This is a genomic window from Ponticaulis sp., from assembly GCF_029210165.1.
In the GTDB taxonomy this organism is placed as follows: Bacteria; Pseudomonadota; Alphaproteobacteria; order Caulobacterales; family Hyphomonadaceae; genus Ponticaulis.
In genome coordinates, this window is record NZ_JARGNT010000001.1 from 330,229 (window position 1) to 354,229 (window position 24,001).

Here is a 24,001-nt window from a genome sequence, read left to right on the forward strand (position 1 = left end):
GGGTTACGCGCCCGCACCAGATGCTCTGGCGATCGCTCCGCCAACGTACACGCCGAGCGGATACATCACCGCGCCAAGAGCCAGCCCGGCCGCTAGGAAGGCGCCGAGCGCGACGACGCCTTTTGCGTCCTGCGTGATGCCCTTGGTGAAGAGCTTCTCGCCGCCCGCATGCGCCTCACAATAGAGCGTCGTGCCCCAGCGATAGCCAAGCGTGACCTGAATGATCTCGCCGTCTGGCAGCGTCACATCATGCGTCTCGGAAAACTTCCAGCTGTCGATCTCATCGACGATTTCGTCATTCAGCCAGATGCGCGTGCGCGGCGACCATGTAGAGGCCTGCGCAATGATCTGCTGGCCTTTATAGACGAACGGGAAAGTCACCCAGCCGAGTGAGACTTTCATTTGCGGTATTGAGTGCGTGATTGTGTTTGTCATGGTGGAACTCCTTTCATCCCACCAATCGAGCTATAGCAAGCATTTCCGAAAAAGAACGACACGGACGTGACTGTCACCTTTGTGTCAGGGTGACAGTCAGCTGTCAGGTGCTGAAATCATGCAGAATGTTTCCGGCATCTGATCGTCAGGCACGCCGAAGTCGCGGTACATGCTGCGCTGCTCTGCATTCAGCGGAACCATTTCGCCGGGGCAGAACATGTCTGCAGAATAGGAGCTGTAAGAGCTGGGATGACTGATGCTGTAAGCCCAAAGGCCGTCGGCGATGGAATGATGTGATGGCATCGGGTTAACGACTAACAGAAACAACACACCGAGAAGCGCTCTACGGCGGAACCGCGAACCGAATACGCTAGAAAACGTCTCACCCTGTTCAGGCGGCGCGTCATCGGTCGCTTCAGGAGTTTCAACGGGCTCCGGCCGCCCGTCGCCAAGCCAGCTTACACGAAAGCCACCCATCGCACCCTGAAGCCCGCTCCAATACGCATTCATGTGATAATCGGATAGCCACGCCTGATGGCCGTCAGCCTCCAGCGCCGTATAAAACGCCATGGCCTCACCGAGCCCTGAGAAACTTGCCTGGTTGATACGCGTCACGAAAACCCTCCACGTATCAACCTTATAGTGAAGTTTTTACAGCTCCGCTAGGATGGCATCACCCATTTGAGACGTGCTCATAGAACCACCGATATCACCGGTGCGCGCGCCCTTCTCAAGCGCCTGACCAACAGCGCGGGTGATCTCGTCAGCCGCGTCGGAGCGGTTAAGGCTCCAGCGAAGCGCCATCTCAAACGACAGGATAGCCGCCGCAGGGTTTGCCTTGCCCTGCCCTGCAATATCCGGCGCAGAACCATGAACCGGCTCGTAAAGGCCTGGCTTACCCGCATCAGACAGAGACGCAGATGGCAGCATGCCGATAGAACCTGTCAGCATGGAGGCCTCATCAGAGAGGATGTCGCCGAACAGATTGTCTGCGAGGATGACGTCAAAGCCTTTTGGCTCACGCACCAGCTGCATAGCGCAGGCATCCGCCAGCATGTGGTGAAGCGGCACGCCCATATCTTTCAGCTCGGCGTCATAAAGCGCCTGAACTTCCTGCTTCCAGAGCAGACCTGAATCCATGACGTTGGATTTCTCAACAGAGCAGACACCGCCCCATTTGCGACCAAAGTTTCCACGGCCCTTCGCAATGTCGAATGCAACGCGCGTGATACGGTGGATTTCCGGTGTCGAGTATTCTGCATTGTCAAAGCCGCGGCGCGTACCATCCGGCAGTGTTTCAATGCCTTTCGGCTGGCCGAAATACACACCGCCAACCAGCTCGCGTACGATCAGGATATCAAGTCCCTCAACCAGCTCGCGCTTCAGCGCAGAGGCATCAGCCAGTGCAGAAAAGCAGAGCGCCGGACGCAGGTTCGCATAGGTGTCGAGCCCTTTACGAAGGCCCAGAAGACCAGCTTCCGGACGGTGCTGACGCTCGACGCCATCCCATTTAGGGCCGCCGACTGCGCCCATCAGGACAGCACTGGAGGCTTTGGCGCGGTTCAGCGTGTCTTCTGTAAGTGGCGTGCCGTACTCGTCATAGCTCGCACCGCCGACTGCGCCGTATTCAAGGTTCAGATCAGGCGCCACTTTTTCTGCCACACGAACTGTCTGTTCGATGACTTCAGGACCAATACCGTCACCTGGAAGAAGAAGAAGTGTCTGGCTCATAGCGCGCGCCCGTCGGTTAGAAGAAATACCAGTCGCCTGTGAGCCCCAGCTTGCGACAAAAATCAAGACCTTGGCACGCAACACAGCGTCGCAACCCCGCAATTCTTTTCCAGAAAACAGGATTTGGCGCGAAATACTTCTCCTGCGCACAGGTTCGCAGCGCGCTGAACGCAACAGATTTTCAAAAAAGGCAGCTTAGCGCGGAATAACCGAAACGTGGATATCAAGCGCCTCATCAGGCGTCTGACCCGAGCGCGCATAACCAAGGCTCAGCGTAGTCTCACCCACCTGATCAGCATTAAAGACAAACACCGTCTGCCCACCTACGCCGACCATCCCGCGCGGATTATCATCGCCGATATAGTCCTCGCTGACAAAGCTCAACACGCCTGTGTCCGTGCCAGAAAGCACAGACCACATATAGCCGGTGGTCGGGTTAGACCGCAGCTCAAGAATAAGCTGGTTGCCCTCAGACAACACAACCTCAGAACCTGAAGCAGGATCGGTCAGGCGTTGTGGTGAAATCTGGCCGGAAAGGCCACGCACTTCAGGATCGGTATTCAGTGTATTGACCGCGCAACCGCTAACAAAAAGCCCGGCACCCAAAAGAAGCGAAGATACCAGGCGTTTCATTATGCGCGCTCCAACCATGGGCTTGCGAGCTTGCGGCGTGTCTCGAACTCGGAAATTCGTTCCTCAGCCTGAAGTGTCAGACCGATATCATCGAGACCTTCCAGCAGGTTGTGGCGGCGCGATCCATCCAGATCAAACTCAACCACTTCGCCGTCCGGCAGTGTGATCTTCATGTTCTCGAGATCGACCGTGAAGATGTGATTGCCACCGTTTGCCTCGTCCATCATTTTCTCGACGATAGACTGCGGTAGAGCGATCGGCAGAATGCCGTTCTTGAAGCAGTTATTATAGAAGATGTCCGCAAAACTTGGCGCGATCACACAACGAATACCCTGATCGAGCAGAGCCCATGGCGCATGCTCGCGCGAGGAGCCGCAGCCGAAGTTTGCGCCAGCAATCAGAATGCTCGCATCCTTGTATTCCTCGCGGTTCAGAACGAAGTCCGGGTTCGGGCTGCCGTCCGCATTTGTCTTCAGTTCGAAGAACAAGCCACGCGACAGGCCGGTGCGTTCCGTCGTTTTCAGGAACTGTTTCGGGATGATCATGTCGGTGTCGACATTGCTCATGCGGAGTGGGGCCGCTGGGCCCGTGAGTGTCTTAAACGCTTCCATGTGCGCCTTTTAGGCCGCAATCCACGCGAAGATCAATTCCCTTTTAGGAGAAGTCAGCGCTCGCCCTTATTATCGAGCAGCAGCGTCGGGATGCCGAGGTCATGACTTTTCACGCTCATAACGCGCGTTCCGGCCTTGCGACCCTTACGGACTTCAGATACCTGAACGCCCGCAACCGTGAGCCTTGTATGCGCGTCATCCAGATCATTCACCTCATAGGTAACGCCCCAGAGATGATCCTTGTCGTCAGCTGACATGCTACCATCAAGACGCTGCACCACCTCAATCGTCAGGTCATGCGTACGGAAGAAAACAAAGCGTGCGCCCCATTTCTCATTGGTGCGGTCCAATGCGAGCCGCAGGTCGAGCTTGGCGCCATAGGCCGCCATCGTCCGCTCGGGATTTCCAGTGTTCAGCACGATATGGTCCACACGGGTCGCAGCGCCTGCGCGAGGCGGAATGACAACCTTCACGCCTTCGGTATTGGAGAGCATGAAAACCTTCACATCACCGAAAAGGGGATCGCCGCAGCGAAAACGTGACCAGCTGCGCGTCAGGCCATTATAGGTTGCCGACTGGCCGATAATCTCTTCAGGACGCAGCCCACGACGGCTCGCGGTATAATGGGTTTCGTGGATATCATCGGTATTGAAGACCAGCGAGGTCAGTGCTCCCGGCTTGTCACCGAGGATTTCGCGAATACGCGCACCGACGGGACCATCACCTGAAGGACCGAGCAACTCAACGCTGGTATTACCTAGAAAGAAGACCGCGGTCGTGGTGCCGTCGGCTGGATTATGATGCTTCCAGTCACATTCGCGGCCGAGCAAGAGGCAATACTTGTCGGCGGCGGCTTCGGCATCCGGAACAAGTATGACGAAATGGTCGAGCGCGTTAGTAAACATGGCAAATTTCCCGTAAAACATACTGCCGAGGTCGTTTTCGACACCCTGCACGTCACGGCGCACCCTGCAACCTTTAAACCGTCAACGCTGCGTGAGCGGTCACTAGTTCAGCTTGGAAAGTTCGTCTTTGAATTCGCGCTTGAGAAGCAGGCATTTTGCATCGTCAGGAAACACGATCTCGGTCAGAGACGACATCGCATCTTTGTCCGAGGCCGCGCCGTCATCAGCTTCAGTCTCCGAGAGCTCCTGAAGGACGACCTCAAGAACTTTTTCCAGCACAATATACGCAGAGTCCCGCCGCTCGCGCAGCTCATCCAGCTCAGCCTTCTGACGATCATCCGGCGCACCATCTGCAGAAAGCAGCATGTCTTTCTCACTCAGGAATGACTGATCGATTATACTGGTCAGGAATGAAATAATTTGTCGGTATTCGCGGGATTTCAAAATCGTGTGCTCAGGCAAGGTCTAGACCCAGACATTATTTATAGAATTATGGGGTAAGTGCAGCACGCTTTAAATCAATGCTGACGAGGCGCGGCTTAAAGCACAGATCAAGAGAAAAGTCTCGATTATTTGCATTAAATTTGCAGCAAAACTGCAAGTTTGCAAAATTCATCCAATGAAACGAAGATCAAATACTTGAAAAGGCATATCAACCCCAAATTCCCCAATTAGGGGAGCATAATATTTCAAATTTATATTCTCTTGCGGAATACCGCTCCAGCCTCACGCATTCGTGACCGCCGCGGATACGGTATTTTGCCTCTGAGGCGCTTCATTTATCAGGAAAAGCCTAAACAAATCAGCGCAATTTCGCACCTGCGTCATTTAAGAGAACGCTGTTCACTAAATTATGGACAGATTGTTCAGTCCTCCTATATACAGGTCTCAACACCAAATCGCATGATGGGATCGATTTATGATGTTTCGTTTTGCCACTCTGTTCGCAGCCACTGCACTCGCAGCCATGCCTGCTGCCGCCTCCACGCTTTTCACCGCTGAACTCCAGACACCCGTTGAAGAAACAACGCGCATCGCAGCTTATGATGCCATCTGGATTTGCCAGGCAGATACGTGCGAAGCCGTACTCAACCGACGCACAGCAACGGTTCGCGTCTGCAAACGTGTTGTCGAAGAACTCGGCCCGATCAACGCCTTCGGCACAAACACCGACCCGCTGACGGAAGACGAAATTACCGAATGTAACGCCTCACTGAATTAGTCCCTAAGAATTCAGTGCACTCCCCTGAGCCGCTCACTCGAGCGGCTCTTTTTTGTGCCCGTCGCCACCCATCTTGCTGCAGCGCAAAAGAACTTGCGCGGTTCTGCTGCGAATTTACCGTTCGTGTTAAATAAACGGCGGCACATTTGCTGTACCTTGCGGCCCAGGACATACGGGTGAGGAAGGAAATACCGACATGACACGTACAATCTGGCTCGTTTTGTGCGGTATTCTTATCGCTGCGGCGATGGGCCTGACCTTCATGTCACTCTCCGGCCCCAGATCCGATGCCATGCCAGCGCGGCAGGAGACTCAGCTGCGACCACGCACGACCGAGATCAGCACCTCCCCAATCCAGCAATGCGTCAATCTTGGTGGCGCACTGGAAGCCGACAATGAAGGCGATTGGGGCTATGTGATCCGCGAGCGAGATCTGCACATGATCCGCGAACTGGGCTTCGATACTGTCCGCATTCCGGTCAAATGGTCCGCACATGCCAAGTCCCGCGCGCCATATGAAATCGACCAGCTCTTCTTCCGCCGGGTCGATACCGTCGCCGCGCAGGCACTCGCCGCCGGTCTTCAGGTCATCATTGATGTTCACCATTATGAAGAAGTGAATGAAAACCCGGACCGACACCTGCCACGCCTTTATGCCTTCTGGGAGCAGATTGCAGAACGCTATGCCAGCTGGCCGGACGGTCTTTACTTCGAAGTGCTGAACGAGCCGCACACCAATCTGACCTTCCGCCGGATCGACCAGATGAACCGCGACATCCTCTCTATCATTCGGGAAACGAACCCGAACCGCTGGGTTATTCTTGGCGGCGGCCAGTGGGGAAATCTGGAAGGTCTCGTGCCGACCAACCCGCCACACGACCCACGCGCCATGGTCACATTCCACTATTACAGCCCGTTTGAATTCACCCATCAGGGCGCGCCATGGGCGTATGAACCTATGCCGCTTGGCCGGACCTGGGGCTCACAATCCGAACGCGAAGACGTGATCTCCCACTTCGCAGCTGCCGCAGAGTATGGCCAACGCATCGGAATGCCCGTGTTTCTGGGCGAGTTCGGAGTGTATGAAGAGGTGCCAGACGCCGACCGCGCCAATTGGACGCGCCATATTCGCCGCACTGCGGAACAGTATGGAATCGGCTGGTGCTACTGGGATTGGGCAACATCTCTGGGCATGTACAGCCTTGAAAACGAACAAGTTCGACCAGGCATGGGCCCGGCTTTATTAGGCGACTAGGGTTTTCGCACCTGCAATAAAACGTCTTGACGCGCTCTGGTTAACCTCGCACAACTCCTCGCCATATACTAAGTTTACGAGATGTAACGAGGAGGACACGACCATGAGCACTTCAGATCCGGTCGTAATTGTTGGCATGGCCCGCACCCCTATGGGTGGCCTTCTGGGCGAACTTTCAGGTTTCTCAGCGAACGAGCTTGGCGCTCTGGCGATCAAAGCGGCTGTAGAAGAAGCCGGCCTGAAAGGTGAAGACGTTCAGGAAGTTATTATGGGCAACTGCCTTCCAGGCGGTCAGGGTCAGGCCCCTGCACGTCAGGCTGCGATCAAAGCAGAACTCGGCAAGCACCCTGAATCTACAACAGTTAACAAGATGTGCGGCTCCGGTATGCAAGCTGCTGTCATGGGCGCGTCGTCTATCCTTTCCGGTCAGGCTGACATTGTTGTCGCCGGCGGTATGGAGAGCATGACGAACGCTCCGCACATGATCGACCTTCGCAAAGGTCACAAATACGGCGCAGCTGTAACACGTGACCATATGGCGACAGACGGCCTTGAAGATGCGTATGCGAACCAGCCAATGGGCAAATTCGCTGACATGATCGCTGAAAAGTACCAGTTCACACGCGAAGCGCAGGACGAGTACGCTCTGGAAACACTCCGCCGCGCACAGGAAGCGACCGAGCAAGGCCGCTTCAAACGTGAGATTACACCGGTTGTCGTGAAAACCCGTAAAGGCGAAACGACAGTTGACCAGGACGAGCTGCCTAAATCTGCTCGCCCGGACAAAATCCCGACACTGCGTCCTGCCTTCAACAAAGACGGTACAGTAACAGCAGCGAACGCGTCTGCGATCTCTGATGGCGCGGCTGCGCTCGTCCTGATGAAGCAGTCCGAAGCTGAAAAGCGCGGCCTCAAGCCAATCGCAAAAATCGTCTCTTCAGCATCTCACTCTCACGAGCCTGAATACTTCACGACTGCGCCTGTTCCAGCGATGGAAAAAGCACTCACAAAAGCTGGCTGGTCAAAAGACGACGTCGAGCTTTGGGAAGTGAACGAAGCCTTCGCGGTTGTTCCTATGATCGCAATGAAAGAGCTCGGCATCAGCCACGACAAGCTGAACGTGAATGGCGGCGCTTGCGCCCTCGGTCACCCGATCGGCGCATCCGGTGCACGCGTTCTCGTCACGCTGATCTCTGCGCTTGAGCAGCAGAACAAGACTAAAGGCGTTGCGTCCCTCTGCATTGGCGGCGGCGAAGGCATCGCAATGTGTGTCGAGCGCGTCTAAGCCTCATACTCATCTGACAACACGAAAACCTCCGGATACGCTCCGGAGGTTTTTTTGTGCCCTTCTCGCCCAAACGCTGGAAGCTGGCGCTCATTCCCGCTCTGGTGTAGTAAACTCTCATAATAACAGGGGAGACGGGAATAATGAGAACAGGTCTGCTGGGGGCGCTGGCCCTCGTTTTCAGCTCAACTGCAGCCGCGCAGTCTATCAGCTTGACCGAAGGCGAATGGGCACACACACGCGCAACAGCTGTCCGCGGCGATCCGGACATCGAGACACGCACAATATGCGTCACGGGCGACACTGCAGAAGCCAATTATACTGCGCTGGTTGCCCGTTTTAGCGAGCCTCTATTCTGCGAACCCGAAGGCGTTACCGGGACAGAGACCGGCGCAAGCTTCACCATGAATTGCGGCCTCGGCTCTATGTATCGCAGCGGAGAAGGCGAGATCAGCATCCAGTCAGCAGAGGCCTATTCTGTGGAGGCTCGCGCCCGGCTAAACATCCCCGGTTCTGCGCGCATCTATTCGACCATCACTGAAACGGCCACGCGCACCGGAGACTGCTGACCTATGCCGCAGCCGACTCTCAACGAACACTTTACGGAACAAGCCGGATGGTGCGCCGAGCTTGGCTCTCCCTTCACAGCAGAGCTTTTACGCGCGTTCGGAACCAGCCTCGAAACGGGCGGTGTTATCAGAACCCTGGTTGGTGACTGGGCGGGCAATCCACGTGCAGATGCCCTCGGCTTGCGTCTTGCGGGTGCGCTTCACCACGCCGTGCTGTCCGGCGCCTCACCAGACCTGCAGTCAGTCTATCCTGCCGGTGACACCTATCCGGATTTCGAGACTGTCTGGCCGGTTGTCGAGGCGTATCTGGCCGCGAACGCCGACAGAGAGACCGACTTCATACAATCACCACCACAGACGAACGAAACCCGCCGCGCCTTCATGCTTCTCATCGGCCTGAATGCGGTCTCAAAGCAGTTCGGAAAGCCCATCCATTTCCTTGAGCTTGGCGCGAGCGCGGGCCTCAACCAGAACTTCGATGCCTTCTATTATGATGCGGGCAGTTGGCAGTGGGGCGATCAGGCCTCGCCCATGACAGTCACCACGAACTGGAACGGCCCTGCCCCGGAGTTTGCGAACTCCATCTCCATTCGCGACCGGAAAGCCTGTGATCAGAACCCTCTGGACCTGTCCGATGAAGCGACACGGCTCAGGCTGAAAAGCTATGTCTGGCCAGACCAGCCAGAACGCCTTGCGCGTTTTGATGCCGCGGCGGATATCGCTGTCTCACGTGGCACGATGGTCGAAAAAGCCGACGCTGCAGACTGGCTGGAGCAGGAATTGACCACACGGCCAGATGACGCCGTCACCGTTATCTTCCATTCGGTCTTCTTCCAGTATCCGCCGCTGGAAACACGCCAACGCATGACGGACCTAATTGAGGCAGCAGGAGCCAGTGCGACGGATGACGCGCCCCTGGTATGGCTACGCTACGAACCAGAGCTTCTCTGGAACCGCCAAGCGCCCCCACTCGCGCTTGGCATGACATGCGATCTGCGCACATGGCCCGGCGATAACCACAAGATCCTCGCCCGGTCAGATGGCCATGTAAGGAATGTCGAGGCGCTCTAAACCTCTTCGTCTTTCTTCGCTTTTTCGCGCACCATGCGGACTTTGAGTTCTGAATCGCCTGTGATGCGGATTTCGTCCTGACCGAGTGGCAGATCGATACCGTGCTCTTTGAACTTGTCCCACATGGCGAACATCACTTCAGAGCCGATATTGTTGATGCCGTTCTGCGGATCACGAATCCAAAAGCGCGCCTCCATCTCCACCGCATCATCCCCGAACTCCATCAACAGGCATTTCGGCGCCGGGTCTTTGAGAACCCGCGGCTGGTCGGCGCAGGCATCAATACATAGCTGTGCCGCAAGACGAAGATCGCTTTCATACTCCACGAGGAAACGGCGCTTCACACGCACCTTGTCGTCTGAATAGCTCCAATTCACCACTTTGTTGGTGACGAGCTGTTCGTTCGGAATGAGGTGCTCTTTGCCGTCGCGCGTGATCACAGAGGCATAGCGCAGGCCAAGCGATTTCACTTCGCCGTACGTCTCGTCGACCTCAATGACATCGTGCGGCTTGATGGAACGGTCTGACAGCAGGATCACACCGGAAATGAAGTTGGCCACGATCTGCTGCATGCCAAAGCCGAGGCCCACACCCAGCGCGCCGCCAAAGACAGCAAGACCACCAAGCGGGATGCCTATGCTTGTCATAGTAAGAACCGCTGCCGCGATAAACAGACCAATCTGGATCGCGTTCGACATCAGAATGCGGATACTCGGCTCAACCTTTGGTAAGGTCTCAACACGGGCCTTCAGGCGTTTGGAGAGCCATTGCGCCGCGAAAATGAACAGCGCAGCCATAAACACGGCGCGCGACACGAAAGACAGGTTGATGAAGCCGCCATCACCAAACGGCACGCCAAATTTGTCGATCCAGATCAGAACATCATCCAGAATGCCCATAGCGTTCAGAACGGCCAGCCCCCAGGCAAACCACATAACCGGCTTGCGCATATCTTCTGGCAGGAACTGGGTGATCAGCTTGATGACCAGCCAAGCCGTTGCAAGGCTCGCAGCGATCCGAACCAGCAGATAAGGCTGCCCCAACCCCTGAAGCGCGGTCTGCCCGATCCAGAGAAATGCAATCCAGATTGCCGGCCTTAGACCATGGTCCAGAATGAGCGGTGCAATCTGTTCGGCTTTCTCGCGCACCTGTTCGGGAAGTTTCGAAATGCCCTGATCAATCAGCTTACGAACGCGCGGCGCAAAGATGCGGCCTAGCAATAGCGCAGCCACGATCACACCCAACTGAACGGAAATAGCGATGAGGTTTTCCGGCGTCAGAACGTGTTCCTGTAGCCAGGTCCACGCATCGCGAGTCACTTCTTCGGCGCGCATCATAAGCTCGCTTTCGGTCGGCACATCTGACGGGGCCGTTGTAACAGGCGGCGTAACCGCAGCATTCGGGAGCACACCCCCGCGTAGAACTGAAAATACCGACGAAATCAAAGCCGCCCCTCACGCAAACCTACACAAGATTGAAATAAAGCGAATTCTCTCAGATGTCACTCATTCAGGCGCGCGGCATCATCTCCAAATTTCTTGCCGAAAATTGTTAACGGAACAGACAGGCATTTTTAACGATCAGGGTGTATCTCTGTAAACATTCTCTTTCAGGGTGCGCATATTAGCCCGCAAAACATGTTTCAATTAGGCCCATAATCGGAATGCCTCCTGATTATAGTTTGTCCGATTAGGTGAATTTAAAAATTGATCGGAAGGCTTTTGTTATCTCGCGCCTCTATTTCAGGAGAATATAATATAAGCGAGCGAACATGCATTTTAAGAACGCTAAAGTATCAACAAAGATATTGATGATTGTCGCCGGGCTTGGTTTTTCTCTGGCCCTTGTATCTGCTATTAGCTGGTTCAGCCTTGAGATGACCTCAAGCGCTGCAAAGCGTATCGAAATCGCGGCGGAAAATATTCAACGTGCCGCCCGTCTCGACCATGATGCGCTTGATCTGAACCGGAATGAATTCCGCCTGGCCGCGATGCCAGATGCGTTTGAAAGCATCCGTGAAGAGATTGTGCATGACGAAACAGAGTTCGTGGCACTACTCGCCGATTTACGCGCGCACGCTTCGCCTGAAAGCCTCGCGACAATCGATGAAATCGAGCACGCATATGACACTTATGTAGCGACAATCGAGAACAATCTCCACTTAGCAGAAGCCACCGAATTCGACATGTCTGAGGCACAGGCCCGCCTTCTGGCAGCAGTAGATGCGTCAGTGCCGCAGATGGCCCGTCTGGAAGAATTCATCGCAGAGTTTGCTGTTCATACTCAGGAAGAAGCGCTCCACACGGCAGAAGAAGCGCAGCATCTGGCGCATCTTGCGGAGTTTCTGATTCTGGCGGCCGGGGTCTTATCCATCGTTTTAGGCATGGCAACAGCCGTATTCGTCAGCCGGAAATATATTGCGCGCCCACTTCAGACTGTTGTTCAGGGGCTGACCCGTGTCGCAGCCGGAGAACTTGATCACACCGTCGATACCGATGATCGCAAAGACGAGATCGGTGAACTGAACGCTGCCCTACAGAAGTTCATTCGCACGTCCCGCGAGCGCATGGAACTCATCCAGCAGCAGGAACTCGACAGCCGCAAAAAGCTGGAACGCGCTGCTGACGTGCAGGCACTGACCGACAAATTCCAGGTCGAAATCGCCGAAGCGATCACCAGCCTTGCAGGCGCAGCCGAAGAGATGCAGGCAACTGCCGTCTCCATGTCGTCAACAGCAGAAGAAACTAGCGCGCAAACACAGAGCGTGTCATCTGTCACTGTTCAGACAGCGTCTAACGTTCAGACTGTCGCAGCAGCTACAGAGGAAATGTATGCCGCCGTCGCGAGCGTATCGGAGCAAATGTCGCGCGGCGCAAGTGTGGCCGCCCAAGCACGCGAGCGCACAGGCACGACAATCGTGCAGCTGGAAACCCTATCTGCGTCCGCGCAGGCGATCGACAAAATCCTTGAGCTCATCACGGATGTAACCGCCCAGACCAAGCTGCTAGCGCTTAACGCAACCATCGAGGCCGTCCGTGCCGGTGAAGCCGGAAAAGGCTTCAACGTTGTGGCGCTTGAGGTAAAGGCTCTGGCAGACCAGACGGAACAGGCGACACAATCTGTCACGCGTCAGATTCAAGAAATCCAGCAGGCCACAGCGGCTATCGTTCAGTCGGTAACTGACATCAGCACCGTGGTGGACGACGTAAACGAAATAACGACGATCGTTGCGTCTTCGACCGAACAACAGGTCGCCTCTACAGGTGAGATTTCCAAGAACGTAGCAGAGGCTGCGAGCGGCACGAGCCATGTCGCGGAGTCACTCGGCATGCTGGAATCAGCGGCGCAGACAACGGCTTCTGCGTCTGTTCAGGTCACCGCAACGGCTGAAGAGCTTGCGCATCAGAGCATGAATATCAAAAGCCGGATCGACCGTTATCTGGCTGACGTGGAAGCCGCTTGATCAAGGCTGAAGCTCAGGCGTCATCATCCTTTGATTCCTGAGCATCGTCTTCCGGCTTCACAAACAGATCCATCTGGTTCGGATCGACCACGCGTTTACGTGGCTTTGTGCGGCCTTTGCGGAAATAGAGATCATCCGTGTGATCTTTCTTCTTCGCATCACCGTCTTCCGGTTTTTCAGGCTCCGGTTCCGGCTTTGGCGCCAGTTCCTCGTCCGTGAGAATGCGCCAGTATTTCAGCGCAATAACTGGTTTGCCCTTTTCAGATTCATACACCTGAACCGCGCCGTGAGCCGCAGCCATCTGCACAGCCGATGACAGCTCCTCCACGCGCTCCGGCCCCGGGCGGATCCACTCATTTTCGAAGATGACTGCCCGACCTGCCGTCGCTTTGGCAGCCGTGAGCGTACGCTCCATTCCCACAGGGTTCAGAAGCGCATCCATGGCATTGGAAGCGATTGGATAGGTCAGGCTCATAAGGTCTTGCTCGCGTCTTATGGCAGCTTACATCACGCGGCCGAACGGGTCACGACGCAGAATAACGTCTTCGCGTTCAGGTGATGTAGACACAAGTGCAGCAGGCGTACCGACCAGCTCTTCGAGACGACGGATGTATTTCACAGCCTCACCTGGAAGCTGGTCCCAGTCACGCGCGCCCTGAGTTGAGCCGGACCAACCCTTCATGGTTTCATAAATCGGCTCTACAGCAGCCTGTTCCGCAGCCGTCGCAGGCAGTCGGTCAAGAACCTTATCGCCCAGCTTGTACGCTACACAGATTTTGATCTCTTCGAAGCCGTCGAGAACGTCGAGCTTTGTGATCGCCAGACCATCCACGCCGGATACCGCGCAAGCCTGACGAACCATAACGGCATCAAACCAGCCGCAACGGCGCTTGCGGCCCGTATTCACACCAAATTCGTGGCCCACGCGGCCAAGCGTCTCGCCGACTTCGTCAGTCAGCTCTGTAGGAAACGGGCCGGAGCCGACACGTGTCGTGTAGGCCTTAGCCAGACCGAGCACGTAGTTTACCGAACGCGGGCCAAGGCCGGAACCTGCAGCCGCCTGACCGGACACAACATTAGAGGACGTGACGAACGGATATGTGCCGTGATCTACGTCAAGCATCACGCCTTGTGCGCCTTCGAAAAGAATGCGGCGGCCGAGTTTGAAGGCCGCGTCCAGACGCTGCCATGCCGGACCTGCATATTTCAGAACATCATCTGCAATTTCGAGAAGCTGGCGCTTGAGCTCTGCTGCGTCAGGTGGTGGCAGGTCGAGACCTTTGCGCAGCGGCGCGTGGTGCGCGATGAGGCGCTCCAGTTTCATGTCGAGCGCTGCTTCGTCAGCAAGGTCAGCTACGCGAATAGCGCGGCGGCCAACTTTATCTTCATAAGCCGGGCCAATACCGCGTTTTGTCGTACCGATTTGAGCGCCGCCAGCCTGCGCTTCGCGGGCCGCGTCGATGTCTTTGTGCCATGGCAGGATAAGGCAGGCATTATCAGCCAGCAGCAGATCATCAGGGCCCAAATGGACATCCTGCTCTTCCATGCTGGCGACTTCATTGAGAAGCTGCCATGGGTCAACGACCACGCCATTGCCGATAACGGAGAGCTTGCCGCCGCGAACAACGCCGGATGGCAGAAGATTCAGCTTGAAGACCTTGCCATCGATGACGAGTGTGTGGCCGGCATTATGGCCGCCCTGAAATCGTACGATTACGTCAGCGCGGTGGCTGAGCCAGTCAACGATTTTACCTTTACCTTCGTCACCCCATTGGGCACCGACAACAACGACTCCGGTCATGAGTATCTCTCCGCTAGAACCGCGGGGAAAGGACAGTGTTTAGCGTCGAAAAGCAAGGGGTGGATTCGTCTATATGCGGATTTTTGTTAGCTTTCAGGGATGCCGGACCTGATAGAGCGAACACCGCGCAGCCGGTTCACGCCGTTTCGCATACTGCGAAGGAACGGATAGCTCCATTTTACAAAGCGCCGATTCCCCATCAGCTTCAGCGCAGGGTTCGAGCTGGCGAGCGTGTTGATCGCCCAGACGGCATCGCCTTTGTAGTAAATCTCGTCGCCCGCATCGACGATCATACCTTCGTCAATCAGGTATCCGAGCGCTTCATAATGGAGAATGAGGTCTGGACGTTCGCGCGCATCGATCAGCTCCACCTCGCCGACCGCTTTGCGCACGTTCGCGAAGGTCACATAGGACTGGCAGAACGGACAGTCGCCGTCATACAGAATACGAAAGGTGCGGGGCTCGGTCATAGCACTAATCTAATCGCGCGCCGCGCACCGGCAATGTGAGAGATCGTCACATCGACGATCTGAAGTCATTCCATTTAGTCGAAGGTATAGGCGATACGAATGCCGATATTATCCATGCCCTGATTTCGGCCACTGCCGAGGATTTGGCCGTGGGAGTAGTGCTCATACATGAGCTGCGCCGCCCAATCGTCGTTGAAGTCGTATGTCAGCGCGAGTGATGTGCGGAAGAGGTCATCAGAGCCCATGAACACATGTTCCTGACCGAAGGCTGTTGATTCAGGCGTACCCTGAATAAACGGGTTCTCGTTATAGCCGTCATGGAAGAAATAGCCGAGGCCTGGCTCGAATGAGAGGTTCTCTGTGATGCCGAAAGACCATTGCAGGCCGCCGCCATAGAAGCTGGTATTTCCCGCAGTGTTGGCTGTCACGCCAAGATACGGACGTGGGTCAAACGCCCAGCTTAGGAAATCAGGGGACTTGAAAACGATCTCACTGGAAATGTCCGGGCCGTCTTCCTTGTCTGCGTTATCACAGTCCAGAACGCAGATATTGTGTTGCAGAACGCCGAGGCGAACTTCTTCAACAACGCCAGAATTTGCAGAGCTTGCCATCAGCGCAGCAGCGCCAGCCAGAAGAGCGAGTTTCAGTTTCATGTGAGTCCCCAATAATCGGAATTGAACATGTTCTAGCGCAATTTTCCGAACCGCAAAATGAAACCTGCGGAAAATCAGAGATGTGTCGCAGTTACAGGCATGAACCCAAAGCGTGACACCAACGCTTAGTCCCCTAGCCGCTCTATGATAACAGGCTGGCTGGTGTCATGGGAATAAACATAGCCCTCAAAAACGAGGCCCCAATTATTGCCCAAATCCTCAATACAGTAAAAATTCTCTTCCTCGAACGTAATCGCTTCATCCTCACAGGCTTGCACGTAATCGCGACGTTCAGGGTCATACGAAAAGCTCAGACGAACGTTTCGGACGGTTTCGATACTGCCATCACGGGTTTCCCATTCTGCCTGCCCCATATTCGGCATAAGAAAGCGCCCATCACCGGTATTTTCCATGAACATGTATTCCGGCACGGCAAACCCCAGATTTTCAAGCAGTTCCTGGAATTTTTGATCCTCCTCGGGGCGAAGTAGTGGAACGAAATCATCCACTACCGGATCGTATTCGACCCATTCGCGATCACTGCAGTCCAGCTGCTCGCAGTATCGAACCTGCCTCGCCTCAGGCTGAGCCAGAAGTGCGTCACCGAGGTCGACAAACGCCGCCTCATTTTGATGAAAATGGTTACGCACGGAATGGGCCTCCCATCGGTATGAAACGTCAGGATCACCGCAAGCAGCCAACGAGCAGGCTATCAAGGCAAACGCGACGCCCTGCCTGATCTGCAACGCCGCGTTTGAAACCTCAAATCTCATCAGACTTCCTGGTTATACGCGCCAACTTCGGAGTGTTTGCCGAGGCGTGGCTTCACTTCCTCATGGAACAGCGCCTTCATATCGTCTTTGGAGACCATGCTCTCCACCACAACAACCAGTTCAGGCTTGTTGGAAGAGGCGCGGACCAGAACCCAAGAGCCATCTTCCAGTGTCACTCGGGCGCCGTTTACAGTGTTTACGTCAACAACCTTACGGCCGAGAATTTCAGAGCCGAGAAGGCCTTTATATTCCTCAACCATCTCGTCGATCACGCCATACTTCACCTCATCGCCGCAATGCGGAGACATGGTCATAGAGGTATAAGCCTCACCTAGCTCATCGTGGAGTTCGGAAAGTGTCTTGCCCGGATTGCGATCAAGCATCTGAAGAACAGCCGCCGCCGCAACCAGACCATCATCATAGCCAAGGCCGATTGGCGGACGGAAGAAGAAGTGGCCGGACTTTTCAAAGCCTGCCAGCGCCTCAAGATCGGTTGTACGGCGCTTGATGTAAGAGTGGCCGGTTTTGTAATAATCAACTTCAGAGCCATTCTCTTTCAGAACCGGATCGGTTTTGTAGAGGCCGGTAGATTTCACATCGACGACAAACTTCGCACCAGGATTCTCACGCGACAGGTCGCGCGCCAGCATCAGGCCGATCTTGTCTGCGAAAATTTCATTGCCGTTATTATCGACAACGCCGCAACGGTCGCCGTCACCGTCAAACCCGAGCGCGAGGTCTGCATAGTGCTCTTTGAGCGCATCCGACATCGCGTGAAGCATTTTCTCGTCTTCAGGGTTGGCGTTGTATTTCGGGAAGGTCCAGTCGAGATCGCAATCGAGCTCGACGACCTCAACGCCCATAGCGCGCAGAGCTTCCGGCGCGAATGCACCGGCTGTGCCGTTGCCGCATGCAGCGATGACTTTCAGCGGACGCTTGATCTGAACATCTTTCGTGACGGCCTTCAGATACACGTCCTTCATGTTCTCTACGCGAGAGATAGAACCACCAGAACGCATCACCGGCGTGCCGTTCAGAACGATCTCTTTCAGGCGGGACATTTCATCCGGGCCGAATGTGAGCGGCTTGTCATAGCCCATTTTCACACCGCACCAGCCGTTTTCATTGTGGCTGGCGGTGACCATCGCGCAGCAGGCCGCATCCAGCGCAAATTGCGCAAAATAGGTCATTGGAGACAGTGCCAGACCGATATCCAGAACCTGACAGCCCGCCTGAGACAGGCCCGTCATCAGCGCGTATTTGATAGACTGGGAGTAATGGCGAAAATCATGACCGACCACGACTTTTGGCGCGACCCATTTCTCATGGAAGACTGTGCCCATACCCTGCCCCAGCGCCTGAACGCCAAGCAGGTTCAGCTCGGACGGCTTGTCATGGCCGGGAACGCCGAACCACCAGCGCGCATCATACTCGCGGAAGCCTGTCGGCTTTACCAGCGGCTGGGTTTCAAACTCGGCAGTATTTGGAGCAATGTCAGCTCGTGGGGTCGGAAGCACTTTACTTCTCCTCAGTGATCAATCGGCCCTGCGACAGATATTAGTCAGGCAGGCGCTCGAAACGGACGGAACGGATTTCCACGCCACGTGTGCCTTCCGGCACGATCGGGCGAATGGACAGGTAGTCAATCGCCTGCTCCGTGCCTTCACGCGCAGGCACATTCCAGACGAAGCTATAAGGGCGATACTCAGGCGTCAGATTGAATAACTGCCAGCCGGAATTGCCTTCCTGACCCGCACTGTAATTCATCTCGAAAGCCAGCGCGCCTCGCGGCTGTGTCGGCTTCGCCTCGACAGTTACGCGGACACGGCGTCCGGCAAACTGCTGCTCAAGGTCAGCGGCGAGACGAAAATGCGGATTGCGTTCCGGGCGGTCACCTAACATGCCCGCACCAGCCGTAACGATCAGTGATGAAATCTCTTCTCCGGTCATAACGCGGTCAATGTCAGACTGGCCTGCCGCAACCATGCGACACAGGTCATCACCCACCACTTCCACGTTCTGATAATTGGTGCCCGCCCCACTGACTGACCCGCAGGCCAGTCGGTCACGGCCAGGCAATGCCGCGCCAGCAATAATTGCCAGTGCTGCCAACAGGGCGACCGGATAAAAAAACAAATCACTCATACAATAGTTCGTCCCCTGAACCTTAACTGCGTTTTCCCGCTTCGGGGCATTATATGCAAGACTCAATCGCATAGAATCTATTTTGTTAAGCGCGTTTGAACGTTTTTGTGCCGATAGTGCCTGATGGATATGGGAAAGACGCACGACCTCAATGTCGAAACGCTGCGCGCGGCTAACATTAGCCCGGACACCCTTCTTGCGACTGATTTTCTCAACCATTACAACGAAGTCGCGATGCTCGTCGATTTCCTCGGCTCAGACGACGAAATCTCTGAAGAAGTTCTGAGCTGGAAACCCGAGAATTATGTCGACCATTTCCGCCATTCAGGCTTCCGCGATAAAGAGCTCGCGATCGAGGCTTATTGTCAGGCGGATTCAGGCATTATCAGCCGCTTTGAAAAAGCCTGCCGCTCGCTCGATGCAAAGATCATCGAGATCCAGCAAGCCGTTATGAAAAGCGACTTCGACACGGCCACCGAGATCGGCAAAACCCTGTTCGATCATATCGGCCAGATCAATGGCATCATCATTGGTAATGCCCCAGGCACGCCAGACGACGAACCTGACCATGATCATGGCATTTCACAGAGCGATATCGACTCTCTCTTCAGCTAACCGCGCAATACCTCGATTTTCCTTGCTCTGAAGGCTCGACCATGCCGCCATCAGGCGTTATGGGCAGTCGCAAGTTTTTAAAGCGAGGGACAAATGGCTGTACTGGCATTGATGCGTCACGGACAGAGTGAGTGGAATCTTCAGAACCGTTTCACCGGCTGGTGGGATGTTGCGCTCACTGAAAAAGGTGAAGCCGAAGCAAAGCGCGCTGGCGAACTGCTGCTGGAAGCAGGCGTTGATTTCCGTCAGTGCTACACCAGCGTCCAGACCCGTGCGATCCGCACGCTGTGGCTTGCGCTCCAGTCTATGGACCGTTGCTGGCTGCCAGTCACAAAAGACTATCGCCTGAACGAGCGCCACTATGGCGGCCTGACAGGTCTCGATAAAGCCGAGACAGCTGAGAAGCACGGCGACGAGCAGGTCAAAATCTGGCGTCGTTCTTATGACGTGCCGCCGCCACCGCTTGAAGCCGGTTCCGAGTTCGATCTGTCTAAAGACCCGCGCTATAAAGGCATTGAGGTTCCTGAAACTGAAAGCCTGAAGCTCACGCTCGACCGCGTTCTGCCTTACTGGGAGAAAACGATCGCACCAAAGCTGACCGACGGCACGCACACAATCATCTCCGCGCACGGCAACTCTCTGCGCGCAATTGTGAAACACATCTTCAAGGTCAGCGAAGACGACATTATCGGCGTTGAAATCCCGACAGGTAACCCGCTCCTCATCGAGCTGGACTTCGACCTGACGCCGGTTTCTGCACGCTATCTCGACGCAGACCGTGCAAAAGACCTGCCGCCAATCCCGGCATGAGCCGTCGTAAAGACAAACGTATGATGGGCAGGGCGCTTGAACTCGCCCGCCTCAATCATGGCCTGACCGGCGATAATCCGTCGGTTGGCTGTGTGATTACAGACGCGATGGGCCGCATCGTCGGCGCTGGCGTCACCGCTGAGGGTGGACGCCCTCATGCCGAACAAATTGCTCTGGATGATGCAGGCGCACTCGCCAAGGGCGGCACAGCCTATGTCACGCTGGAGCCTTGCCGCGAACGCTCCACCGGCGAAGACGCCTGTTCACGCCGCCTCATCGACGCTGGCATCAGCCGCGTCGTCTGCGCTATTTCAGACATTCACCCCAAAGGTGCTGGCGGCTTTGGCGTTCTACGCGACGCGGGGATCGACGTGATGGTTGGCCTCAAGCGCGACGATGCAGAACCGCTTTATGAGGCCTTCTTTGCCTCACACAGCTAGGTGCGCTTGTGGCCAAGCGGCCACATAGCGTCCTTTTGGGCACATTGGCGCTTGAACCAAACACGAACCCCGCGTAAGCCTTCCGCTTCCAGACGGAGAGCACACTATGGGCGCCAAATACCGCCTTTTCGGATCAGAAACCTCACCCTACTCCACAAAAGTTCGCAGCTATCTGCGATACAAGAAGCTTCCATTCGAATGGATAGCGAAAGGATTTGGGACAGAAGAGGAATTCCAGTCGCTGGCGAAAAGCCAGGCGCTGCCTATGCTCGTCTCTCCAAAAGGCGGCGTCGCACACGACTCCAGCCTGATCCTCTCCTGCCTCGAAGGTAAGGTCTACAAGCCATCTGCGCGCCCGAATGATCCGGCCTGCCGCGTGCTTGCACTCCTGCTTGAAGAATATGCGGACGAATGGCTAAACAAAGCCATGTTCCACTATCGCTGGGGCACGGCGAAAGCTGCAAAAGCCGCGGCGACCCGTCAGGCTGATGCTGTCTTCGAAGGTTATGAAGTCGAAAACCGCGCCGACATCGAAAAATCTATCGCGAAAAGCATGTCAGGTCGCCTGAAGCTGATCGGCTCAACCAAGAAGACCACGCCGGTCATCGAAGCCTCATTCGCGCGCTTCCTGAAACTGCTCAACGCGCATCTGGAAAAGCATCTCTTCCTGTTTGGCGGCCATCCAAGCCTCGCAGACTTCGCGATTGCCGGTCAGCTCATCCAGCTCATGAAGGATGACACATCCGGCGCGATGATCCGTGACAGCGCGCCGTTCGTCACGGCATGGTGCGAGTTCATGGAAGACCCGCGTCAGGGCGCGGTGTTTGAAGACCTGTCCGCCGTTGGCGACACGCTTCTTCCACTGATCCGTGACGAAGTGGTTCCAACGCTCATCGCATGGGCTGAGGCAAATGCCGAAGCAATCGCGAAGAAACGCAAGACCGTAACGGTCGGCATGGATATCGGCGAATTCAAGCAAGGCATTCAGGGACACACCGCGACGTCTTACGCGGCACTGAAAGCTATTTTCGCAGAGACACCAGCAACCCCTGAGCTGGAAGCCTTCCTGAAAGACGCTGGCCTCACAGACATCCTGCCGCTGGGCGAGCCTGCACCTGAAAAGCAGGAAGAGCCTGCTGAAGACACCCAGTCCGAAGACGCGCCGCAAAAGCCTAAGCGCCGTCGTCGTCGCCGTGGTGGATCAAAGTCTTCTGAAACGCCTGAAGCGACAGAAGAGACAGCGTCTGCAGAAGAAGCTGCTTCTGAAGATGCTCCGTCAGCGGAAAAAGAAGCTGAGGCCGAAGCGCCAGCAACGGAAGAGACACCTGCCGTCGTTCCGGATGCGCCAGACGCAGAACCGGCACCCGCTGAAGAACCAGTGGCGGACGCTGAAAGCTCTACTGAAGATGAGCCTTCCGAAACAAAAGACCAATAAAAGAAAAACGGCGCATCCAACGATGCGCCGTTTCTTACTCTGGGGAAGAGGTTCGTCGTCTAAGCGGTATTACGCGACGTTTTTACCGCCTTCGATCACTTTCGGGCTTGTGCCACCAATCGCGATCTTGCGCGGCTTCATCGCTTCCGGCAGCTGGCGTTCCAGCTCTACGCGGAGCATACCATTCTGCAGTTCAGCGCCTTTCACGACAACGTGATCAGCCAGCTGGAAGCGGCGGATAAAGCTGCGCTCGGCAATGCCGCGATGCAGGAATTCGCGCTTCTCACCGTCTTCAGTTGCCTGGGTTTTGCCAGACACGGTGAGCAGGCCTTCCTTGGTTTCGATTTCGAGGTTTTCCTCGGCGAAACCGGCAACAGCAAGCTCGATGACGAAGGCATTATCGCCCGTCTTTTCGATATTGTAAGGAGGGTAACCCTGAGAATTGTCCAGGCGGGACGCTGCGTCGAGCATGTTAGCTACGCGGTCAAAACCGACCATGGAACGGTAAATCGGGGTGAGATCAATCGTTTGCATAAGACTGTCCTTTCATAAGCAACAAGTTTGCAGGTGCCCCTGCTTTCAGTTTTCACCGAATGCCCGAAACCGGCGCATCCGAGGTCAAGACCCGACTTCGGCGCCTCGACAATAGTGATATGGGATGCCATTTTCCCCGCGCAAGGGTTTGTGATTTGCACCACCTTAGGAGGAATAAAATGAAGTCTGTACTGCTTGGAACAAGCATTCTGTCACTGGCACTTTTTACCGCTGCATGTGGTGGGGAAACACCTGATACCGAACAGGCAGCGACACCGCCTGCAGCCGAAGCACCGGCTCCGGCAGCGGAGAGTGAAGCGACGTCTGCCAGCATGACACTGGAACAGACTGCGAATGGCGCATGGCGCTCGGAGAGCAATATCGCGCGTAACGAGTTCCGTAATCCGGTCGAGACACTGGAATTCTTCGGCGTTGAACCGTCCGACACGGTGATTGAAATCTGGCCGGGCGGCGGCTGGTACACCGAAGTGATTGCGCCATTCCTGAAGGGCGAAGGCACGTATATCGCTGCGGGTCCTGATCCGGCAGCCAGCGATTACGCACAACGCGCTTATGACAATTTCTCGGGTCGCTTCATGGCGGATGCCGAAACCTTCGGTGATGTCGAGTTTGTTGCGATCAGCCGGGATACAGGCCCGCTTATGGCAGACGGCGAATGTGCTGATGTGGTTCTCACATTCCGCAACATCCACAACTGGATGTCCGGTCAGTATGCCGACAAAATGTTCTCAGACATGTATGACGCACTCTGCCCGGGCGGCACGCTTGGCGTCGTCGAGCACCGTCTGAACAGCGCTGACACGCAGGCACCTGGCGCACCGTCAGGCTATGTCCATGAAGACTATGCCCGTCAGCTCGCTGAAGATGCAGGCTTCATTTTCGAAGAAGCCTCAGAGATCAACGCCAACCCGCTCGACACCAAAGACCATCCGGGCGGTGTGTGGAACCTGCCACCGAACCTTCGCTCTACCGGTGCGGACCGCGAAGAGATCGAAAACTATGATGCGTCTGTCTTTGAAGCGATTGGCGAAAGCGACCGCATGACGCTTCGTTTCCGCAAACCGACTGCCGAGGACATCGCAGCAGCTGAAGCAGCGGCGGCAGAAGAAGAAACAGAAGAATAG

27 protein-coding genes are annotated in these 24,001 nt (G+C 55.6%); 11 read left to right on the top strand and 16 right to left on the bottom strand.

Going from position 1 to position 24,001, the window contains the following annotated elements:
* Positions 1–3: 3 nt before the first annotated feature.
* From P1U45_RS01615 to P1U45_RS01645, 7 genes are all read right to left on the bottom strand, one after another.
* Positions 4–435: a hypothetical protein gene (locus tag P1U45_RS01615; protein WP_301057183.1), complete on the bottom strand. Its 432-nt coding sequence runs from the start codon at positions 433–435 to the stop codon at positions 4–6.
* A 96-nt stretch (positions 436–531) separates the two neighbouring features.
* Positions 532–1,050: a hypothetical protein gene (locus P1U45_RS01620; RefSeq protein ID WP_301057184.1), complete on the bottom strand. Its 519-nt coding sequence runs from the start codon at positions 1,048–1,050 to the stop codon at positions 532–534.
* 36 nt (positions 1,051–1,086) lie between these two features.
* Entirely contained in the window at positions 1,087–2,166 is a 1,080-nt protein-coding gene (gene leuB / locus P1U45_RS01625; protein WP_293607518.1) for a 3-isopropylmalate dehydrogenase, read from the bottom strand.
* Between the two features lie 195 nt (positions 2,167–2,361).
* Positions 2,362–2,799 (bottom strand): protease inhibitor I42 family protein, encoded by a 438-nt coding sequence (locus tag P1U45_RS01630; protein WP_301057185.1) that lies wholly within the window; start codon positions 2,797–2,799, stop codon positions 2,362–2,364.
* Positions 2,799–3,410 (bottom strand): 3-isopropylmalate dehydratase small subunit, encoded by a 612-nt coding sequence (gene leuD / locus P1U45_RS01635; protein WP_301057186.1) that lies wholly within the window; start codon positions 3,408–3,410, stop codon positions 2,799–2,801. The genes P1U45_RS01630 and leuD overlap by 1 nt, the downstream gene beginning before the upstream one ends.
* 53 nt (positions 3,411–3,463) lie before the next feature.
* Positions 3,464–4,315: a VOC family protein gene (locus tag P1U45_RS01640; RefSeq protein WP_301057187.1), complete on the bottom strand. Its 852-nt coding sequence runs from the start codon at positions 4,313–4,315 to the stop codon at positions 3,464–3,466.
* A gap of 102 nt (positions 4,316–4,417) precedes the next feature.
* On the bottom strand, positions 4,418–4,681 hold the full coding sequence (locus P1U45_RS01645; protein ID WP_301057188.1) for a hypothetical protein: 264 nt from the start codon (positions 4,679–4,681) through the stop codon (positions 4,418–4,420).
* Positions 4,682–5,234: 553 nt separating this feature from the next.
* Here P1U45_RS01645 and P1U45_RS01650 point away from each other — a divergent pair.
* The 5 genes from P1U45_RS01650 to P1U45_RS01670 all read left to right on the top strand — a co-directional run bounded on the left by P1U45_RS01650 (position 5,235) and on the right by P1U45_RS01670 (position 9,717).
* Positions 5,235–5,537, top strand: a complete 303-nt coding sequence (locus P1U45_RS01650; RefSeq protein ID WP_301057189.1) for a hypothetical protein — start codon at positions 5,235–5,237, stop codon at positions 5,535–5,537.
* Between the two features lie 196 nt (positions 5,538–5,733).
* Positions 5,734–6,792 (top strand): glycoside hydrolase family 5 protein, encoded by a 1,059-nt coding sequence (locus P1U45_RS01655; RefSeq protein ID WP_301057190.1) that lies wholly within the window; start codon positions 5,734–5,736, stop codon positions 6,790–6,792.
* 103 nt (positions 6,793–6,895) lie between these two features.
* Positions 6,896–8,077: a thiolase family protein gene (locus P1U45_RS01660; RefSeq protein WP_301057191.1), complete on the top strand. Its 1,182-nt coding sequence runs from the start codon at positions 6,896–6,898 to the stop codon at positions 8,075–8,077.
* A 143-nt stretch (positions 8,078–8,220) separates the two neighbouring features.
* A complete protein-coding gene (locus P1U45_RS01665; RefSeq protein WP_301057192.1) occupies positions 8,221–8,646 on the top strand; it encodes a DUF3617 family protein in 426 nt (141 codons plus the stop codon).
* Positions 8,647–8,649: 3 nt separating this feature from the next.
* Entirely contained in the window at positions 8,650–9,717 is a 1,068-nt protein-coding gene (locus P1U45_RS01670) for a DUF2332 domain-containing protein (protein ID WP_301057193.1), read from the top strand.
* Here P1U45_RS01670 and P1U45_RS01675 read toward each other — a convergent pair.
* Complete coding sequence (locus P1U45_RS01675) at positions 9,714–11,126, bottom strand: mechanosensitive ion channel domain-containing protein (protein ID WP_301057194.1); 1,413 nt, start codon at positions 11,124–11,126, stop codon at positions 9,714–9,716. The genes P1U45_RS01670 and P1U45_RS01675 overlap by 4 nt on opposite strands.
* A 401-nt stretch (positions 11,127–11,527) precedes the next feature.
* On the opposite strand from P1U45_RS01675, the gene P1U45_RS01680 reads away from it, so the two are divergent.
* Positions 11,528–13,180 (top strand): methyl-accepting chemotaxis protein, encoded by a 1,653-nt coding sequence (locus P1U45_RS01680; protein ID WP_301057195.1) that lies wholly within the window; start codon positions 11,528–11,530, stop codon positions 13,178–13,180.
* 13 nt (positions 13,181–13,193) lie between these two features.
* On the opposite strand, the gene P1U45_RS01685 is transcribed toward P1U45_RS01680, so the two are convergent.
* From P1U45_RS01685 to P1U45_RS01715, 7 genes are all read right to left on the bottom strand, one after another.
* Positions 13,194–13,655, bottom strand: a complete 462-nt coding sequence (locus P1U45_RS01685) for a hypothetical protein (RefSeq protein WP_301057196.1) — start codon at positions 13,653–13,655, stop codon at positions 13,194–13,196.
* Between the two features lie 27 nt (positions 13,656–13,682).
* Positions 13,683–14,981 (bottom strand): adenylosuccinate synthase, encoded by a 1,299-nt coding sequence (locus P1U45_RS01690; RefSeq protein ID WP_022693197.1) that lies wholly within the window; start codon positions 14,979–14,981, stop codon positions 13,683–13,685.
* An 86-nt stretch (positions 14,982–15,067) separates the two neighbouring features.
* On the bottom strand, positions 15,068–15,451 hold the full coding sequence (locus P1U45_RS01695) for a DCC1-like thiol-disulfide oxidoreductase family protein (protein WP_301057197.1): 384 nt from the start codon (positions 15,449–15,451) through the stop codon (positions 15,068–15,070).
* 74 nt (positions 15,452–15,525) lie between these two features.
* Positions 15,526–16,104, bottom strand: a complete 579-nt coding sequence (locus P1U45_RS01700; RefSeq protein ID WP_301057198.1) for an acyloxyacyl hydrolase — start codon at positions 16,102–16,104, stop codon at positions 15,526–15,528.
* A gap of 125 nt (positions 16,105–16,229) precedes the next feature.
* Entirely contained in the window at positions 16,230–16,754 is a 525-nt protein-coding gene (locus tag P1U45_RS01705) for a hypothetical protein (protein WP_301057199.1), read from the bottom strand.
* Positions 16,755–16,876: 122 nt separating this feature from the next.
* Entirely contained in the window at positions 16,877–18,394 is a 1,518-nt protein-coding gene (locus tag P1U45_RS01710; RefSeq protein ID WP_301057200.1) for a phosphomannomutase/phosphoglucomutase, read from the bottom strand.
* A 40-nt stretch (positions 18,395–18,434) separates the two neighbouring features.
* Positions 18,435–19,022, bottom strand: coding sequence for a hypothetical protein (locus P1U45_RS01715; protein ID WP_293607050.1), 588 nt, complete (start codon positions 19,020–19,022; stop codon positions 18,435–18,437).
* A 123-nt stretch (positions 19,023–19,145) separates the two neighbouring features.
* On the opposite strand from P1U45_RS01715, the gene P1U45_RS01720 reads away from it, so the two are divergent.
* The 4 genes from P1U45_RS01720 (at position 19,146) to P1U45_RS01735 (ending at position 22,322) form a co-directional block, all read left to right on the top strand.
* Positions 19,146–19,637, top strand: coding sequence for a hypothetical protein (locus P1U45_RS01720; RefSeq protein ID WP_301057201.1), 492 nt, complete (start codon positions 19,146–19,148; stop codon positions 19,635–19,637).
* A 93-nt stretch (positions 19,638–19,730) separates the two neighbouring features.
* Positions 19,731–20,447: a 2,3-diphosphoglycerate-dependent phosphoglycerate mutase gene (gene gpmA, locus P1U45_RS01725; RefSeq protein WP_301057202.1), complete on the top strand. Its 717-nt coding sequence runs from the start codon at positions 19,731–19,733 to the stop codon at positions 20,445–20,447.
* Positions 20,444–20,887: a bifunctional diaminohydroxyphosphoribosylaminopyrimidine deaminase/5-amino-6-(5-phosphoribosylamino)uracil reductase RibD gene (locus P1U45_RS01730; protein WP_301057203.1), complete on the top strand. Its 444-nt coding sequence runs from the start codon at positions 20,444–20,446 to the stop codon at positions 20,885–20,887. Before gpmA ends, P1U45_RS01730 begins: the two co-directional genes overlap by 4 nt.
* A 106-nt stretch (positions 20,888–20,993) precedes the next feature.
* Positions 20,994–22,322, top strand: coding sequence for a glutathione S-transferase family protein (locus tag P1U45_RS01735; protein ID WP_301057205.1), 1,329 nt, complete (start codon positions 20,994–20,996; stop codon positions 22,320–22,322).
* Between the two features lie 69 nt (positions 22,323–22,391).
* Here the strand turns inward: P1U45_RS01735 and P1U45_RS01740 are convergent, their stop codons facing one another.
* Positions 22,392–22,856 carry an Hsp20 family protein gene (locus P1U45_RS01740; RefSeq protein ID WP_022693206.1) on the bottom strand — a complete coding sequence of 155 codons (465 nt, stop codon included), beginning with the start codon at positions 22,854–22,856 and terminating at the stop codon, positions 22,392–22,394.
* 179 nt (positions 22,857–23,035) lie between these two features.
* Here P1U45_RS01740 and P1U45_RS01745 point away from each other — a divergent pair, with 179 nt between their 5' ends.
* Positions 23,036–24,001 (top strand): hypothetical protein, encoded by a 966-nt coding sequence (locus tag P1U45_RS01745; RefSeq protein ID WP_301057206.1) that lies wholly within the window; start codon positions 23,036–23,038, stop codon positions 23,999–24,001.